This is a genomic window from Streptococcus salivarius, assembly GCF_002094975.1.
GTDB classification, from domain to species: domain Bacteria; phylum Bacillota; class Bacilli; order Lactobacillales; family Streptococcaceae; genus Streptococcus; species Streptococcus salivarius_D.
Window position 1 is genome coordinate 1,412,538 of record NZ_CP015283.1, and the last position, 17,229, is coordinate 1,429,766.

13 protein-coding genes and 3 pseudogenes are annotated in these 17,229 nt (G+C 37.4%); 9 read left to right on the forward strand and 7 right to left on the reverse strand.

All coding sequences use genetic code 11. From position 1 onward, the window contains the following. Positions 1–259: 259 nt before the first annotated feature. A pseudogene (locus tag V471_RS06590) lies at positions 260–456 on the reverse strand (transposase); the annotation flags it as partial. A 32-nt stretch (positions 457–488) separates the two neighbouring features. Here V471_RS06590 and V471_RS06595 point away from each other — a divergent pair. Further along, positions 489–1,001 carry an NAD(P)H-dependent oxidoreductase gene (locus V471_RS06595; RefSeq protein ID WP_004182329.1) on the forward strand — a complete coding sequence of 171 codons (513 nt, stop codon included), beginning with the start codon at positions 489–491 and terminating at the stop codon, positions 999–1,001. A gap of 177 nt (positions 1,002–1,178) precedes the next feature. Continuing rightward, positions 1,179–1,277: pseudogene (locus V471_RS06600) on the forward strand (helix-turn-helix domain-containing protein); the annotation flags it as partial. An 87-nt stretch (positions 1,278–1,364) separates the two neighbouring features. On the opposite strand, the gene V471_RS06605 reads toward V471_RS06600, so the two are convergent. The 4 genes from V471_RS06605 to V471_RS06620 form a co-directional block, all read right to left on the reverse strand. Continuing rightward, on the reverse strand, positions 1,365–2,276 hold the full coding sequence (locus V471_RS06605; protein WP_084871305.1) for a helix-turn-helix domain-containing protein: 912 nt from the start codon (positions 2,274–2,276) through the stop codon (positions 1,365–1,367). Positions 2,277–2,431: 155 nt separating this feature from the next. Continuing rightward, positions 2,432–3,151 (reverse strand): ABC transporter permease, encoded by a 720-nt coding sequence (locus V471_RS06610; RefSeq protein WP_004182331.1) that lies wholly within the window; start codon positions 3,149–3,151, stop codon positions 2,432–2,434. Next, positions 3,144–3,980 carry an ABC transporter ATP-binding protein gene (locus V471_RS06615; RefSeq protein WP_037600683.1) on the reverse strand — a complete coding sequence of 279 codons (837 nt, stop codon included), beginning with the start codon at positions 3,978–3,980 and terminating at the stop codon, positions 3,144–3,146. Before V471_RS06615 ends, V471_RS06610 begins: the two co-directional genes overlap by 8 nt. A 72-nt stretch (positions 3,981–4,052) precedes the next feature. Continuing rightward, positions 4,053–4,976 (reverse strand): helix-turn-helix domain-containing protein, encoded by a 924-nt coding sequence (locus tag V471_RS06620; protein ID WP_084871306.1) that lies wholly within the window; start codon positions 4,974–4,976, stop codon positions 4,053–4,055. A 217-nt stretch (positions 4,977–5,193) separates the two neighbouring features. On the opposite strand from V471_RS06620, the gene V471_RS06625 reads away from it, so the two are divergent. From V471_RS06625 to V471_RS06655, 7 genes and pseudogenes are all read left to right on the forward strand, one after another. Beyond that, positions 5,194–5,715, forward strand: coding sequence for an RDD family protein (locus tag V471_RS06625; RefSeq protein WP_197016868.1), 522 nt, complete (start codon positions 5,194–5,196; stop codon positions 5,713–5,715). A 60-nt stretch (positions 5,716–5,775) separates the two neighbouring features. Then, on the forward strand, positions 5,776–6,219 hold the full coding sequence (locus tag V471_RS06630; RefSeq protein ID WP_014634653.1) for an 8-oxo-dGTP diphosphatase: 444 nt from the start codon (positions 5,776–5,778) through the stop codon (positions 6,217–6,219). A gap of 186 nt (positions 6,220–6,405) precedes the next feature. Next, on the forward strand, positions 6,406–7,755 hold the full coding sequence (locus V471_RS06635) for a DUF262 domain-containing protein (protein ID WP_014634652.1): 1,350 nt from the start codon (positions 6,406–6,408) through the stop codon (positions 7,753–7,755). A 4-nt stretch (positions 7,756–7,759) separates the two neighbouring features. Further along, the gene (locus V471_RS06640) at positions 7,760–9,592 is read left to right on the forward strand and encodes a GmrSD restriction endonuclease domain-containing protein (RefSeq protein ID WP_014634651.1); all 1,833 of its coding nucleotides are present in this window, start codon (positions 7,760–7,762) and stop codon (positions 9,590–9,592) included. A 178-nt stretch (positions 9,593–9,770) separates the two neighbouring features. Then, a pseudogene (locus tag V471_RS06645) lies at positions 9,771–10,706 on the forward strand (IS30 family transposase). Beyond that, entirely contained in the window at positions 10,707–11,228 is a 522-nt protein-coding gene (locus V471_RS06650; RefSeq protein ID WP_232326830.1) for a multidrug resistance efflux transporter family protein, read from the forward strand. Positions 11,229–11,482: 254 nt separating this feature from the next. Beyond that, complete coding sequence (locus V471_RS06655) at positions 11,483–15,394, forward strand: GH32 C-terminal domain-containing protein (RefSeq protein ID WP_084871307.1); 3,912 nt, start codon at positions 11,483–11,485, stop codon at positions 15,392–15,394. A 181-nt stretch (positions 15,395–15,575) separates the two neighbouring features. On the opposite strand, the gene V471_RS06660 is transcribed toward V471_RS06655, so the two are convergent. Further along, positions 15,576–16,541 carry an IS3 family transposase gene (locus tag V471_RS06660; RefSeq protein WP_045771628.1) on the reverse strand — a complete coding sequence of 322 codons (966 nt, stop codon included), beginning with the start codon at positions 16,539–16,541 and terminating at the stop codon, positions 15,576–15,578. Further along, positions 16,538–17,215, reverse strand: a complete 678-nt coding sequence (locus V471_RS06665) for a helix-turn-helix domain-containing protein (RefSeq protein ID WP_045771627.1) — start codon at positions 17,213–17,215, stop codon at positions 16,538–16,540. The genes V471_RS06660 and V471_RS06665 overlap by 4 nt, the downstream gene beginning before the upstream one ends. Positions 17,216–17,229 lie beyond the last annotated feature (14 nt).

Genomic DNA, 17,229 nt, shown 5'->3' on the forward strand with positions numbered 1-17,229 from the left:
TAGTATTGATAATATTGGTCATATTAATTAGAAAATAGAGTCTATCAAAATTTAAAGGCTAATAGAGGTGATGAGATAATTTCAAGGAATTAAGTAGCGTTTGGTTGCTTAATTCCTTTTTATTATGTGACTATTAGTCCGTTTCGCTCCGAAGGTGCGAAACAAATAAACCACCCGCTATGATTGATATGCCCCCTGTCAAGTAGACAGGTTAAATATGGCTCTTTGTCAACTGTAGTGGGTGACGAAAAGCTAACATCTAGAGAGAACCTGATAGGTTTTCTCTTTTTGTATGTTCAGAGTGATGAAAACACGCTTCCTAAAGTTAATAAAGTTTCTAAAACCGAAGCCCAGACGTTTGATGTCTTTGATAAGCTTATTGGTCCCCTCCAATTTTGCATTTGAGTAATGTGTTTCTAGTGCGTTTTTGATGTATGGTTTGTGTCTAAGGAAGGTCAAGCATAATTAAGATAAGAAAGAGAAACGATATGAAAACCACAATTTTTACATTTCACCCTCAATTAAAAACGGGCTCACGCATTAATAAAGAACTGGCAACAGCTGCTGCTGGAGCTGGTTATGACGTGCGAGATATGTACCAACTGTATCCCAATTTTGACATTGATGTCAAAACGGAGCAAAAGATTCTAGAGGTAAGTGATCGCATTGTACTCCAGTTCCCAATTTATTGGTACCAAACGCCAGCCCTCATGAAACAGTGGTTTGACGTTGTTTTTGAATACGGTTGGGCCTATGGTTCGACTGGTACTGCCTTACAAGGCAAGGAAGTCATGTTGGTAGCTAGTTTTGGAGCTGGGCAAGATGACTACACGAGAAACGGCCGCTTCCATGTAACAATTGAAGAGATTTTAAAGCCTATCACTATGATTCAGTATTTGACAGGTCTAACATTTCTGGAACCTCTTATCATAACTGGTACTTTAAACATGGATCAAGAGTTATTATCAAATAAAGTAAATAAATACCTACAAATAATATAAATAAGACATATCAACCCTCTATAAATGGAATATACTTTATTATTTTTCTGTTTCAAACAATAAAGCATCAATCAATATACTTGAATACTAGTGGATATTATTGAGTATATTTCATATTGTCCAATTAGGACAATACATAAAATTTTTCCTCTATACTTTTCCTTAGGAGAAAGATTGATGTACCGACGTTTAAGGGATTTGAGAGAAGACAATGATTTCACTCAAAAATTCGTTGCCGAAAAACTTTCGTTTACTCAACGATATTCAGGAAAGATAAGAAGCATCTGAGTTTAACTTCAGATGCTTCTTTGGTAGTTATTACATTTGGAATGAATCATGTTTAAAATGTTGATGATATATTTTCTATTTTATGTTTAAATCTTTTTCCATTTCCATTTTAAGATTTTTGATGAAGACTTGATCACCAAAAGCTTCAGCTAGTACGGTAGCTGTATTATAAAGCTCAGTCGCTTTATCTCTATTGTTCTCATAGAAAAGATAATATTTCGCTTCAAAAATGAGTACGGCGGGTTTGTAAGCATGTTGTAGCGTCTTATCAATAATAGTATGCATTTTATCGACAATAGTTTTCATATTTCTATAATCATGATGCATCACATAGATTCCACCTATAGTTGACAATGCCCCTAGTAGTTCAACATTAACTAGCTCTTCCCCTTGTAATTCTTGATTAATTAATTTACATCGAAAACTTTCAACAATTTCTTCATCATAGTCACCAACTTGACATTGAAAGGTATAGTATTTTCTTAGCAGAAGGTCATTCAAGGTGTACTCTTCTTTTTTTAATACCTGGTTCAAATAGTCTTCATATACAATCTCAACAAGATCTTCTTTCTTCTCTTCAGATATAAAATTCAGGGTTCTTTCAATGATATCAATGGTTAATAGTTCTTCTTCTGGTAGAATATCAATATAGTTGTCGTAGAGTTCCTCAATATCTTTTAGCTTTTTCTTGATACGTTCGAGGTCGCCATAGACAGGAGACTTCATGAGTTTATATTTAGCCTGATAGTACTCCTCAGGAATGTCTAGTTTTGTTTCACCTAACAAATAGTTGAGGGAAACACCCAATTTATCACTGATGTATTGCAGTTTGACAATGGTTGGTAAAGAACGACCTAGCTCAATTCTCATCAGTTGTTTTACTGTTAATTCTTCTTCGGTATCACAAACTTGCTCACGTGTTAAACCAAGTCGCTCACGTTCTTCACGAATTCTTTTTCCAATCTCGATTTTAATCTCTTCAGACATCTGTATTTCCTTTGAGTTTTAATTATATAATAATATACCTTAAAATCATGTGAATGAAAAGACTCCAGGGATTTGTCTTTTTATGGTTAGAGAAAAAGATGGGGAATAAACAAAATAACCATCTAACACTCAGTTTAGATGGTTGTGGTTTGGAATTAGGATATTTTTCGTAATCTCTTAGATTGTAGAATGGTCAGTGTAGCAAAGAGGAGTAACCAGGCTAGTAGAGAAAGTGAGCTTGCTATTTGGTCTTGCCACTTAAAGCTTTCAAGCTGGCTTATAGATTTTGTGAACAATCCCATATAACTGTACTTCGTGACATTATCGAAATCTTTACTAATCCCTGAAAGCATTGGAATAAACATACTAATCATTGATACTGGAAGGCTAATTACTTGGGCAGATACTTGAGTTTTACTGATTAATCCGATGAAAAGATTAATCAGCATCATTACTAAAGCTGTAGCAAGCGAGATGATAAGATAAGGACCATAATTATTTTCAATATTAAGTTCGAGTATTCTCGGAATAGCAGTTGTCATAACTAAGCTAATAAGCACTGGATAAAATAAAACTGAAAGAATATAGTTTTTACTGTTAACACCACTTAAAAATAAGGTTCTTAAAATATTTTTTTCCTTTTCTTCGGAAACAATAGTACTGATTGGATTTCCAACTGATAAACTCAAAGATAGGGCTAAACAGTTGACTAATAGATTGACTTTCATTGAGTTGTTTAGGCTACCTTGAATCTCATAGATATGTTTGTAGAGAAAGGCAAACCCTAAAGGAAGGAGAATTTGTAGGATAATGGTTTTATTAGATTTGATAACTCGCTTTCTAAGCCATAGTAAAGATTTTAATTGGTTAAACATTAAGTTTTCCTCCTGTAAGTTGGATGAAGATGTCCTCTAAAGTTGGTTCACATGAGTGGATGGTTTGAATATCTTGAGTAGCACTAATATGATTTAATTCAGAGAAAGGAATCACTTTTTCTTGACCTGAGCAGTAGGTCACTTTTACCATTTTATTTGTATTATATTTCTGAATAAGTTCAGCAGGTTTACCTTCTTCGACAATCTTACCTTTATTTAGAAGTACAATCTTATCGCACAAAATTGTAGCCTCGTGCATGTCATGTGTCGTCAGAAAAATGGTTGTTCCTTGTTGTTTTAGTTCTTCAATAAGAGAATGAATGGTTTGAGACGTTGATGGATCTAGTCCAGAAGTAGGTTCATCAAGAAAGAGAACTTTTGGCTTGTTTATGATAGCTCTCACTAAAAGCATCCGTTGTTTCATCCCTGTGGAGAGCTTTTCTGCCAAGGTTTTACGATGGTCATAAAGACCTACACGTTTTAACAAATCATCAACATACTCTGTCGAAACATTATAGAGTTTTGCGAAGAATAGAAGATTGTCATAAAGTGTCAATTTTTCATAAAAACCACTATTTTCAGTGATTAAACCAATCTTTGACAAATCATCTTCTTTTAACTGAAGGGATGATTTGCCCAAAATATAAGTTTCTCCCTGACTAGGAGTGAGTTGACCTGTTAAGATATTGATCGTTGTCGTTTTACCAGATCCTGATGGTCCAAGGAAACCTAGAATTTCACCTTTTTCAACTGTGAAGTTTAGATTTTCTATTGCTTTATATTTTTGAAATTCTTTGGTTAATTGTTTTGCTACGATAAGGTTTGTCATATCTTGATTTCTCCTATTTGATTATATGAACGAGTATAATCAAAAAAATAACGAATCAAAAGGACATCTATGTCACTTTGACTCGTTAATTGTCTTTAAATCTTTATTTATTTCCATTTTTAAATTCTTGATGAAGACTTGGTCACCGAAAGCATCAGCCAGAACAGTTGCCGTACTATAGAGTTCAGTTGCTTTATTTATGTTATTCTCATAGAAGAGATAGTATTTTGCTTCAAGCATTGTTATACCTGGCTGATATGAGTGTTGCATAATGGAATGTATGATTTCATACATCTTATCGACGAGAGACTTCATATGTTCGTATTCATGGTGCATAACATATATCCCAGCTATAGCTGATAATGCTCCCAATAGTTCTACATTGGTTAATTCATCTCCTTGCAATCTTTGTTTTATCAATTTTTTTCGAAAATTCTCGATCATAGATTCATCATATGAAGATGATTGGCACTGTACAGAATAATATTTTATCAATAAAAGATCATTCAATGTGTACTGTTCCTTTTTCAATACTTGATTTAAATAATCTTCAAATACAATCTCAACAAGATCTTCTTTCTTCTCTTCAGATATAAAATTCAGGGTTCTTTCAATGATATCAATGGTTAAAAGTTCTTCTTCTGGTAGAATATCAATATAGTTGTCGTAGAGGTCTTCAATATCTTGTAGTTTTTTCTTGATACGTTCCGGGTCGCCATAGACAGGAGACTTCATGAGTTTATATTTAGCCTGATAATAATCTTCAGGAATGTCTAGTTTTGTTTCACCTAACAGGTAGTTTAGGGAAACTCCCAATTTATCACTGATATACTGCAGTTTTACAATGGTTGGTAAAGAACGTCCAAGCTCGATTCTCATCAGTTGTTTGACGGTTAATTCTTCTTCGGTATCACAAACTTGCTCACGTGTTAACCCTTGACGTTCACGTTCTTCACGAATTCTTTTTCCAATCTTGATTTTAATATCTTCTGACATACATAATTCCTTATGATTTAGATTTTAAATAATAATATAACGTAAAATTGAAATAAAGTCCAAAAGCCATAATAGAAGTAGTGTATAATAGAATCTACAGGTGTTTACAGTTATGAAACAATCTCAATTTGCGAGCTCAATAGCCAGCAGATTTTCTTCTCAAATATTATTTAGAATATTAAAAATGTTATAATAGGAGATGAGAAAGGGGGAGACGATGATGAAAATTATAGCAATAAACCCTATTCCGTTTAAAAAAAGAATGATTGAATTTCTATTCGATTATCTTTTCATTTTAGCTTATTTAGTTCTTCTGTTTTTAGGTTCTATGCTTATATACATTATTCTTTTTAATGGCGTCCCAGAGTTTACAGAAATTCAGTCGCAGTGTCTTGCATTTTTTACCTCTGTTTTGCCAATCACTCTACTTTTTACATTCTTAGATTATACAAATAATGGGAGTTTTGGGAAGGTAAAAGCGGGACTTCAATTGGTCTACCAGAAAAAAACAGTGCAAGCTAGCTTGATTAGAAACACCATTAAATTTTTGCCTTGGCAACTCGGTCATATGGGCACGATACATGGTGTCTATAGTGAGTTTGATGTGTTATCCATTAGCCTCTCTATTTCGGCGACTCTCCTTGCAGTTTTGCTACTGGCAATGACGATTTTTAGGAAAGATAAGAGACATCTGGGAGACCTACTAGCCCGTACACAAGTACAACTAAAAGAAGAATAGGGTAGAGATTGTTTATCCTATCCTTAAAGAAAAAGACAAACATAGTTAGGAAGTATTTGTATGAATGAGACTGTTGAGTTTACAAATCTTTGTATGGTAAGAGACGGCGATAGAGTTCTTGTTATTGATCGTAAAAAAAAGGACTGGCCAGGCATAACCTTTCCTGGTGGTCATGTCGAAGCGGGAGAATCATTTACGGAAGCAGTAATCCGTGAAGTGAAGGAAGAAACTGGCTTAAGGATTGCTTCTCCCCGGATTTGTGGAATGAAAGATTGGGTAGAAGACGGCATTCGTTATGTAGTTCTCTTTTATAAGACAGAAAAGTTTGACGGAGAATTAATATCCTCTGAAGAGGGGGAAGTCTGGTGGGAGGACCTGAAAGAATTGCCAAATCTAGACCTCTCTCTAGATATGGAGGATATGCTTCGTATCTTTCTTGAAGAAGACCTGTCTGAATTTTTCTACTACCAAGATGGAGAAGACTGGAAGTACGATTTAAAGTGAATTTGGATACTGATTCTTTTAATAATTAACTTGATAACTTTTTTTAGCAGTTAACCCAATGGTTGGCTGTTTTTCTTTGTCATAAATAAAAATTCGTCATCAATCTTGAGTTGACTTCTTAAAATGTTATAATGAGTGATATAAAACCGTATTTAAAGAAATTGAAGTAGATAGAGGAGTTGTTCAATGTCAAACTTGAATGAAAATTTGCGCATTGTCAGTGTTAGAGAAATGATGGTAGAAAGGTTAGCGATTCCTAATTATCAGAGACCGTATCGTTGGGGAACACAATCAGCACTTAGACTGATCACAGATACTTATGAGGCGTTTAAGAATAGAATTCCAGAATATCGAATGGGGTCTGTTGTACTCCACAGAGAAAACATAAATGACGCATCTTCTAAACTTAATATTGTCGACGGCCAGCAGCGCTTAACAACTCTTTCTATTCTTTTATTTGTGGTGTATGAGATACTTCAAGAGGCATCATATGCTAATCTTTCATCCTTGCTGAATGAGGAATATAATGAACTATCTAGAGAAGCGATCGTGCATAATTTCCAAATCATCAAGCGCAAGCTAAGAGAGTTTGACGGACAAGAAGTTAAAAAGTATGCTGATTATCTTCTTGATAACTGTTCTTTGGTAAAGATTATCACGAATGATGAGCAGGAAGCTTTTCAATTCTTTGACTCCCAGAATTCTCGGGGGAAGGCTCTCTCTCCACATGATTTGTTGAAATCTTATCATTTGAGAGAAATGAATGATGAATCTGAAAGTGATAAGATTGAGATCATACAAGCTTGGGAAAATAAAAATCAAAGCGAACTGGAGGATCTCTTTGCAGACAATCTCTTCCCCTTAGTGAGATGGTATAAGAACAAAAATGGCCTTCATTATTCTACTAAAGATATTCAAACTTTTAAGGGAATTAAACCTTCGAATCCCCATCATTTTGCGACTTATGCTAAAGCCTCTCATCTTTATGTGGAACGTTTTAATGCTGACAAAGTGTATGAGCTAACAACTGGAATTCCTTTGAATCAATTCCAGTTAACCCAACCCTTGATTGCTGGAAAAAGATTCTTTTCATACACTTTGCATTATGCCAACCTCTATAGAGAGATTGTGAACTTGGTCGATAGTAGATTTAATGAAGAAGAGGTCATAAAAAACGGAACTGGTGATCTCTATGTTTATAATCTCTTCATAAATATTTTGATCTTCTTTGTCGATAAATTCAGTATGAAGGAATTGACACCTGCAAGATTGTCTTTTCTACATAGATGGGCTTATTCTCTAAGATTGATCATGAAAGCAGTCTATAGAGAATCGGTAAATAAGTACGCACAAGGACAATCAGATCGTATCAATAAGGGATTGAATCTCTTTGCTTTGATTTCTGAAATGCAGGATCCGATAGGGTTGGATACCATTGTTTTAGATATTATCTCAAAGGAAGCTTTCCAGAATTCCAACGTGAATAAAAAACGCTATCAAAAACTCTATGATAAAGTATTTGGAGAGGAGGACTAGTCTAATGAGAAGTGAAAAGTATATTCAACCAGATGAATTGAATGTGGACAATGTTTTTGAAAATGTCAACTATGTCATCCCAATCTATCAACGAAATTACGCATGGAGAAAAGATGAAATTGAGCAATTGCTAATGGATATTGATGATCTTGACGAAACTAATTCAAGTAAATATTACCTTGGCAGTTTAGTGGTCAATCAAGTCCAACCTCGAGTTTATGAAGTAATCGATGGCCAGCAACGCTTAACTACTTTGTTTTTGCTTCTTCGTTATCTGGATCATCCTTCTGTAGAAAGAAATCCTTTGAAATTTGAAGCTAGAGAAAAATCGAACATCACTCTAGGTGAGATCGAAACTGTAATGGATAGTAAAGAGCCTTCTCTTTATTCAGAAGAGTTAGTAGAAGGATATGAAATAATTAAGAAATATTTCCAGAGCAAAAACGCTAATGATGATTATAAAAAACGGTTTAGAGATAAGTTTTCTACTGTAACAATCATCCGAACCCAGGTTCCTCAAAATATCGATTTGAATCACTATTTTGAGATCATGAATACTCGTGGAGAGCAATTGGAGCTCCATGAAATTGTGAAAGCAAAGATTTTGGGTGCTATCAAGTCTGAAAATGGATTCAGTGAAGAGGACAAAAAAGATAAACTAATTGCAGCTACGATTTGGGATGCTTGTGCACAAATGGACAACTATCTTCAGATGGTTCTCCCAGTAAAAATACGTGAAAAACTATTTAGTGCAAATTGGGATATGCTGAGGGTGGCTGACTTCTCAGATCTTCGTGACATTTTTAATGCAGAAAATAACAGTGATGAGACTCAATTTACCTTAAAAACTATCTTGCAAGCGCCGGATTCTACTGTGTCTAATCAAATTGATGATAGGGAAGAAGAAAATGAACGGTTTGAGTCTATCATTAACTTTCCAAATTTTCTTTTGCAGGTCAATGAAGCCATGGAGATGACTGAGACGGATCGTGATAGTGGATTAGATGATAAGCGATTCCTTGACTTATTAAAGGACAGATGGGCTAGTAAAGAAAAGGCCTTGGAGTTTATCTATGCTCTTTTGAAGTATCGGTATCTATTTGATCGTTATATTATTAAAAGAGAATATATCGGTGAATACAAGGTCGAAGGGAAATGGTCTTTACAAAAGCTCGTCATGTATGAGGATAAAAAGGGGAGAAAACCATCCTATAAATCTACTTTAGACTCAATGGATCAAGAAGAAGGAACGGATAATCAACAATTACGACTCCTAGAATCTTGCCTGCGCGTGACCTATACTTCCCCTAAGACCATGCACTGGATTGCTAGAGTCTTGACGAATGTGAATAAAGAGCAAGATGGCAAACTCCTTATCCCTACCTTAGAAAAGTATTGCTGCAAAAAAATTGAATCTTCAGATTATCGAAATCGAAGTGGATTTGGTATCGATCGGATTGTCTTTACTTATTTGGATTATCTGTTGGCGAGGGATAGAGCATCTGAATTTAGCAATTTCCAATTCCAGTTCAGAAATTCTATCGAACATTTCTTCCCTCAGCACCCTATTAACGCTGATAATTCAGTGACTGTTGAAAATAGAGATCTGTTGGGGAATCTTGCTCTCATCACTGTTTCAGCCAATTCAAAGTTTTCGAATCGGTTTCCAATTGAGAAGGTTGAGCATTTTCCAAATATAATAGAGCAAAGTCCCAAGTTGAAGGCGATGAGTGACCTGCTCAAGAAATATGATCGAAAATGGGATAATAACAGTGTCAAAGAGCACAATGCTAGCATGCTCAGTCTATTAGAAACGGAGATAGAAAAGTACAAATAAGTGTTAATCTTTTCAAAATAGTGAAAAGCTAAAAATTATAGGAAAGAAGAAAACTGTAAAGTAGAAATTGCAGTTTTTCTTTTTGATAAATTGTAAAATATAGTGCAACAAAAAAACTCATAGCGTTTCATTGGTGTAAACTGTAAGTAACCACACAAACAGAACCCGAGGAAAAACTATGAGCTACTCCCATCTTACCATAACCGACCGAATAAAGATAGAAACTTACTTGGACTTAGGTTTGAAATCTTGCCAAATTGCAAGTAAACTTGGTGTCCATAAGTCTACCATTTCAAGAGAGTTAAGACGATGCCAAAATGGTTATTCCGCCGTCTTAGCACAGGAACAGTACGACCACAGGGCTAAGCAAAAGGGTCGGAAGTCTTGTTTGACACCAAAGTTGAAAAAGAAAATTGAGAAGGGGTTAAAAGCCTCTTGGTCACCTGAACAGATTTGTGGTCGCTATCAGCTTGAACAAAAGCCAATGGTAGCTTTTAAAACCATCTATAATTGGCTCTATGCTGGTTTGATTGATCCGGATTTAAGCGTCCTGCGCCGAAAGGGAAAAAGTCGACAGCCCAAAGAAACACGTGGGACATTTAGGATTGGCACGTCGATTGCCAAACGTCTTAAAGAGGTCAGGAATCGTGAGACTTTTGGCCACTGGGAGCTCGATACTGTGGTGTCTTCCAGAGGCAAAAGTAAGGGCTGTTTAGCGAACTTTCTAGAGCGAAAAACTCGTTTTTACTTAGCTTTCAAGATACCAGATAGAACAGCCAAAGCCATGTTTTCAGCTATCGAACAACTTTGTAGGCTATTTCCAAAAGAGACTCTTAAAACCTTCACTTCAGACAGGGGAAAAGAGTTTGCCTGCTATCCTCTGGTGGAGAACTTAGGAATTCCCTTTTTCTTTGCGGACGCCTATTCTTCCTGGTAGAGAGGAAGCAATGAAAACGCAAATGGCTTACTAAGAGAATATTTCCCAAAGAAAACAGATTTAGCCGCTATCTCTGAGGAGGCTTTGAACAAAGCCTTATATGATATCAATCACCGACCGCGAAAATGTTTAGCTTACAGAACTGCTTGTGAAGCTCTAGAGGATGAGTTTGACTAAATGTTGCACTTATTCTTGCAATTTATCATTTTTAATCGAAATATGAATCTTTCGGGTGGGTCCTGGATGTGGAGTGCTAGCCTTTTGATTTTACTGGCTGCTTTTGCCTATCCTTTGGGCAATCGTAAGATGATGGTCCACTGTAAGCAGGATCAGCTTTCAACGACGCAGCGCGTGTTTGGGATGACCTTGATGAGTACACCTTTTTGGTTGCTTTTGTCAGTTTTTGCTGGTGCAGATGCAGGTCTTCCATCAGGCGGACAGATTTTACAGTCTTTAATTGTGGCTGTCTTTTCTGGGGTTGTCGCAACCTTGCTTTTCTTCGAGGCGACTAATCTAGTTAAGCATAACCATAAGCAACTGGCAGTGGTTGAGGCTACTCAGGCTGGTGAAGTTCTCTTTACCCTCTTGGGTGGATGCCTCTTCCTCGGAGATAGTCTACCTAGCCTTTTGGGATTCTTTGGGATTGCTATTGTAACCATTGGTATTATTGGAAATAGCCTGCTAACAGGCTCAGATTAAACATAAGTAAGGGACTTTCGAATGGCAAATTCGGAAGTTTTTCATTTATATGAAAAAAATTACAGAAAAAGATGGTATTTTCAGATTATAGTGCTATAATGATATTAAAAGTAAACGTTTACCGTTTTAATGTAAATCCTAGAGATATTTCCGGAAACTTTGATAGGCTTATTAATAAAGGCAAATGTATTGACTTTGAATTTTCATGAAAAATGAGTTAACATTTAATGTTACTCTAAAGAAGGAGAAGAGTCATGAATGATACTGTTTGTAAAAATTGGTTTATGCGCAAAAGTGGGAAGACTTGGGTCTACGGCTGTGCCTTGGTAAGTTTTGCAGGTTTGGCCCTGGCTGGTCCTGTCTATGCGGACCAAGTGGAACAGGCAACTGTGAGCCCAACACCTCAAGAAGTGGTAACTCAAACTGACTATCAAGTTGCCCCTCAAGTGGAGCTTGCACCTAGCACGACCAAGGAAGTCCCCCAAGTGGTAGAGCCGAGCCAGTCTCTTGTTTCCGAATCTGCTAAAACAGCTCAAGAGAATCCCACTCAGCCTAGCCCTGACCAGTCAAAAGAAGTACAAACACAGGCTAGTGTGGCTGAGAAAGTGACTAACCAAACGCAAGAAGCCGATTTGAATCAGACCAATCAAGAACAATCTCCAGTTGTAACGAATAGCACCAGTCCTGTTCATGTGACAGAGGAAAAAACGGATTTGCCTAATAATGAAGCAGTTACCAATCTTGAAGGGATGACCGCAGACCAAAATGGTCACTGGGAAATGCAGGCTGACGGTATTCATTCAGAAGCCAAAGACAAGGGAGACTCTTTCCTTTATTCTCAATCTGAGGGCAAGAATTTTATCTATTCAACAGATGTGACCTTCAAGGAAGCTGGTGGTGCCGCTGCCCTCATTTTCCGTGGTAACAATGATAGTAGCGATAAAAATATGTACGGGGTCAATGTAGACTCTGGTAACCATAAGGTTAAGTTTTGGCGTTGGGTCAATAATCATGATATTCAACTTGTAGATGAGAAAGATGTGACACCAACTGCCGATGAAACCTACAATCTTAGAGTAGTTGCGGCTAATCAGTGGCTATCTTACTATGTCAATGATGTGCTTGTCGCAAGTACAGGTGACGCTGTTCTTCAAAAAAGTGACAAGGGCCAACCTCAAGTCCTTCCAGAAGGTTACTTTGGACTTCTTAATTGGAATGCCAATGTCATTTTCAAAAACACCCGCTATGTTAATCTTGATGATGCCAGTCTTCCTTTGATTGACAATCTTGTGGTGACCTCAAAGACAGGTTCTGTTGAAAAACAAGCCCAATTCTTCTCTGAAGAACCACTCCATATTCAATATGTGGGACACAATGCTGAGACAGTAGGCTTTGACATCACTAAGCATAATCCAAATGCTGTTATCAAGGTAGAAGATGCCAAGGGAAATGTCTACACAGATATTTCACAATTGCCAGTGGCTGTAGGTGCCAATTACTTTATTATTGAAAGTAGTATGACTGATTCACTAGGCCGTCCTGTGACCTTGACTTATCGTGTTAATATCCACCGTAGACAAAGTGATGATGTGTATTACAACGAGCTTTATCGTGATCAGTATCATTATTCTGTCAAGGATGGCTGGGCTAATGACCCTAATGGTTTAGTCTTCTACAAGGGACGTTACCATCTCTTCTATCAATTTTACGATGATACCAAATGGGGTCCAATGCACTGGGCCCATGCGACCAGCCGAGACTTGCTTCATTGGGATGAAGAGCCGATAGCATTTTATCCAGATGCGACAGGTCACATGTTCTCAGGCTCTGTCGTGGTTGATAGTACCAATAGCTCAGGCCTCTTCAAATCTCCGGAAGGTGGCCTGGTAGCTATTATTACTTCAAATGGTAATGGGCAACGGATTGAAATTGCCTATAGTGAGGACGAGGGTAGAACTTGGCAAAAATATGACAAGGTAGTTGCCGACTGGTCTCAGGACCCACTTCAAAACCAAGATTTCCGTGACCCTAAGGTCTTCCGCTGGGATAACCAATGGTTTATGGTCCTTGCAGGTGGTCCACTCCGCATTTATTCTTCACAAGACTTAAAGAACTGGCAAGTGGAAACGACCTATAAGGATTTGCATACGGAATGTCCTGACCTCTATCCGATTGTGGCCAATGATGGGGCTCTCAAGTGGGTTCTCTCACGTGGTGGTCGTTCTTACAAGGTTGGTGATTTTAAACCAGTTGATGGCAAGTGGGCCTTTGTAGCTGATGATGTTTACCAAGACCATGACGAAATCATGAATTTTGGTAAGGATTCCTATGCTGCCATGACTTATTATGTTCATGATTTTGGGACAGCTGACCATCCAAACATCCCACAATTGACTGAAATCAACTGGATGAACACTTGGGAAGATTATTGTAATCTGGTTGCAGATACTGTAGGTCAAAAATTTAATGGTACCTTTAACCTTAACCTTGACCTTGGTTTGGTTAAATCAGGCGACCGTTACCTCTTAACCCAAACCCCTGTTAAGGCCTACGAAAGCCTTCGTGACACAGAAAATGCCCAGTATTTTGAAAATGTCACAGTAGCTTCTGACAATGAACTGCTTAAAGATTTCAAAGGTGACACTTATGAAGTGGTTTCTCACTTTGTACCAGGCAAGGACACGACAGCAGTTGGATTTAACCTTCGTGTTGGTGATGGTCAAGCTACAAAAGTCGTTTACGACTTAACTAAGGAAACTTTGTCTATTGACCGTAGCCAATCTGGTACTATCCTTTCAGATGCCTTTGCTAAGGTTAATAGTCAACAAGTGACTCGCAATGAAGATGGTTCTATTGATTTGCATCTTTATGTGGACCGTGCGAGTGTGGAAGTCTTTGCTAAGGGCAATACGGTAGCTGGTGCTAATCAGATTTTCCCAAGCCCAAGAGCCGTTGGAGCCAGTGTCTTGGTTGAAGGTGGTCCAGCCAAAGCAAATATTGCTATCTACCCAATTAAGAGTACTTGGACTGACAAGAAGGAAGTCACTAAGGCTGTTGCCATGAACACCACGGCTGCGGGTCATTTGGCTCTTGAAGTTGGTCAAAGTAAGGACTTGCAGGTTTACCTCGCACCTGCTTCTGAAGAGCAAGATGTGACATGGACAGTTAGTGATCCAAGTTTGGTGTCCTATACTGAACATGACAATAAACTTTCTCTCAAAGCCCTTCACAAAGGTCATCTCACTGTCACAGCAACTTCAGTTGAAAACCCATCATTGACCAAGACCTTTAATATTGCTATTACGCTCAACAATTTTGCGACCAACCTTAAAGGATTGAAAGCTGTCACTGGTGATTGGTATATTGATGACGATACCCTTTACGATAGCAATGTCAGTGCCAATGACTTCTTCATGGCCTATGAAAGTAATGGCTTCAAGCAATTTGACTATGATATCGATGTCAAATACCAACATGGTTTGGTCAACCTCTTTGTAGCTGCGGAACGTGAAGAACCAGGTCGTGCCTACTCTGTCCAATTTGCTGACAACGACACTGTTCGTCTCTTCCGTTTTGGTGGTGAAACCATCGCTGAAGCTCACTTGGATAAGGCTATCAATGACGGTCAGTACCACCATGTCAAGGTTGTGAAAGGCAAGGACACCATGACAGTCTATGTCGATGGCAAGGAAGTGCTCCATCATCAATTTGATGCTGTGGATAATTACTTCAATCAAGCCCATGTAGGTGTCGGTCTTTGGGATGGAGCAGTAGAATTCAAAAACTTCTTCGTAACTGAAAAAATGACAAACACAAGCAGTGACACTACTGACGAACCAATCAAACCTGATCCTCAGCCAGAACCAAGTCCAGAGCCAAATCCGGAAAATAAACCAGTTGAACCTGAGCATCAGCCTGAGGTTGCTCCAGAGCCTGAACCAACTGGGCAAAATAATGGTCACGACAGTACAAACACAGTGCCAGATTCATCTCAGGATAATACTAGTAAGCAAGAAGAAAGTAACACTCCAGTGGAAACACCTAAGACTGTCGCTCCACTTGTTGATAATCTCCTCAAAAAATTCAACGCATTTAGTCTCTCAACCTTCCTTGCAAGTATTGCCAAAGAAACATGGCACTTTTTAACAAAATGGCTATTCAGCTAAAATCAAAACGTTGAAAAGGCTATGTAAGAAGAAAAAACTTAGAAGTATGAATGCTTCTAAGTTTTTTACTAAAAATCACCCAAAAATTTGATATGCCCCCTGTCAAGTAGACAGGTTAAATATCTAAAAAAGTGTCTGTTTTTGAAGGTCAGTCGTACAAAATAAATGTACGGCTGTTTTTTTATGCAGACCACTTTGACTTGTACTTTTCAATTTTGTTATTCTTAGCGATTGGGTATGACAAAGGATGTTCTGATGTTAAGGCAGCGTTTCTGACTTCCAAAGGCGTTCTACAGTCATATCTGCTTTGTGGACGCTCTTGACAGTAAAATCGGATATAGTCTTTGATGGCATATCGGAGGGAGGCCTCATCTGAAATCTCATACATCTGATACATTTCCGATTTTATAATTCCCCAAAAACCTTCTATTGGTCCGTTATCAATACAATGGCCTACTCTTGACATGGATTGAATCATATCAGTATCTTTCAGCTTTTTTTGAAAGTTTTTATTGGTATATTGAAACCCTCTATCGCTGTGAAATATAGGCTTAGCTGTGGGATTTTTTTCAATAGCTTTGTCAAATGTTTTGAAGACTAGCCGATTGTCATTTCGACCACTTATGACAAAAGCAATAGGATAGCGGTCATATAAATCAAGTATGGCACTCAGATAAAGTTTCTTATGAGAGTTAGGAATCTTAAACTCTGTAACATCTGTTACCCATTTTTTGTTCGGAGCAGTCGTATAGAAGTTTCTTGATAACTTATTTTCTGCAGTTTCTTCAGACTTGGCAGTCTTGTATTTTTTCCTTTTCTTACGGATAAAAGCGTGAATATCGAGTATTTTCATAATTCGGTGAATTCTCTTTCTTGAGTAATTCGTATGATTGAAATGATTGATCCAATCGGTCATTCTTCGGTATCCCAAGATGTGTGAAAAACGTTCGTCATATTCTTTAATTAATTCCGCAATTTCGCTGTTTAATTGTTCTTGTTCTGGAACTATTCTATGTTTCCATTTATAAAATGCAGACCTCGTAATGCCGAGCTGATGACACATCCAGCTAATGCTCCACCCTTTATTTGTGTTGAAGTCTTCAATCGCTAAGTATTTTGATTCGTGGCGCTGTTTCCCTAGCCTCACATCCTTCCGAATTCTTTCACTTTTTTTAAGAGTTCAACAGCCATATCCTTTTCTTCTAACTGACGTTTTAAGCGCACATTTTCTCTTCGTAAACGTTCTAATTCATCAACCTCATCATCTAGTTTGTGATGACCCCTTTTGTCAACTAAACCTTCTTCACCATCACTATCATACTTTTTCACCCACGAATACACTTGGCTATAAGAAACATCATAAAGTGACGCCGTTTCCTTATAATTGCGATTGTGTTCAATACAATAATTGACAATCTCTTTACGCTCATCAATAGTAGTTTTACGTCTTGCTTTTGCCATATAGACCCCCTGTTTTGGATTGTAATCCTTAAGTTCTATATTGGCATTATACATCCTAATCCACTTTCTTAAAAGTCCTGAAGAAATATCATACTGATGACCTAAATCAATAGATGAAGCCTCACCACTAATACATTTTTCTACAAGTTCCATTTTAAATTCTTTTGAATAGGAACTGTTTTTTGTTTTCTTTGTGAATCCTAAAATCCCATATTTTTTATAGATGGCGGCCCAATCTTGAATCGTCCTTGTGGAAATATGGAGACAGTTACATATTTCAGATCTGGAACGATTTCCATTAATATAATCGAGACAAGCTTGTTCTTTCTCGTATGGGGTGAATCTTTCTCTTCTAGACATAAAAATACCTCTTA

What these genes read in the sequence shown, in the direction of transcription:
- V471_RS06630 (WP_014634653.1), top strand. Translation starts at nt 5,776, where the DNA reads ATGAATGAGACTGTTGAGTTTACAAATCTTTGTATGGTAAGAGACGGC.
- V471_RS06595 (WP_004182329.1), top strand. Translation starts at nt 489, where the DNA reads ATGAAAACCACAATTTTTACATTTCACCCTCAATTAAAAACGGGCTCA.
- V471_RS06665 (WP_045771627.1), bottom strand. Translation starts at nt 17,215, where the DNA reads ATGTCTAGAAGAGAAAGATTCACCCCATACGAGAAAGAACAAGCTTGT.
- V471_RS06625 (WP_197016868.1), top strand. Translation starts at nt 5,194, where the DNA reads ATGATGAAAATTATAGCAATAAACCCTATTCCGTTTAAAAAAAGAATG.
- V471_RS06620 (WP_084871306.1), bottom strand. Translation starts at nt 4,976, where the DNA reads ATGTCAGAAGATATTAAAATCAAGATTGGAAAAAGAATTCGTGAAGAA.
- V471_RS06635 (WP_014634652.1), top strand. Translation starts at nt 6,406, where the DNA reads ATGTCAAACTTGAATGAAAATTTGCGCATTGTCAGTGTTAGAGAAATG.
- V471_RS06655 (WP_084871307.1), top strand. Translation starts at nt 11,483, where the DNA reads ATGAATGATACTGTTTGTAAAAATTGGTTTATGCGCAAAAGTGGGAAG.
- V471_RS06605 (WP_084871305.1), bottom strand. Translation starts at nt 2,276, where the DNA reads ATGTCTGAAGAGATTAAAATCGAGATTGGAAAAAGAATTCGTGAAGAA.
- V471_RS06615 (WP_037600683.1), bottom strand. Translation starts at nt 3,980, where the DNA reads ATGACAAACCTTATCGTAGCAAAACAATTAACCAAAGAATTTCAAAAA.
- V471_RS06650 (WP_232326830.1), top strand. Translation starts at nt 10,707, where the DNA reads ATGTTGCACTTATTCTTGCAATTTATCATTTTTAATCGAAATATGAAT.
- V471_RS06640 (WP_014634651.1), top strand. Translation starts at nt 7,760, where the DNA reads ATGAGAAGTGAAAAGTATATTCAACCAGATGAATTGAATGTGGACAAT.
- V471_RS06610 (WP_004182331.1), bottom strand. Translation starts at nt 3,151, where the DNA reads ATGTTTAACCAATTAAAATCTTTACTATGGCTTAGAAAGCGAGTTATC.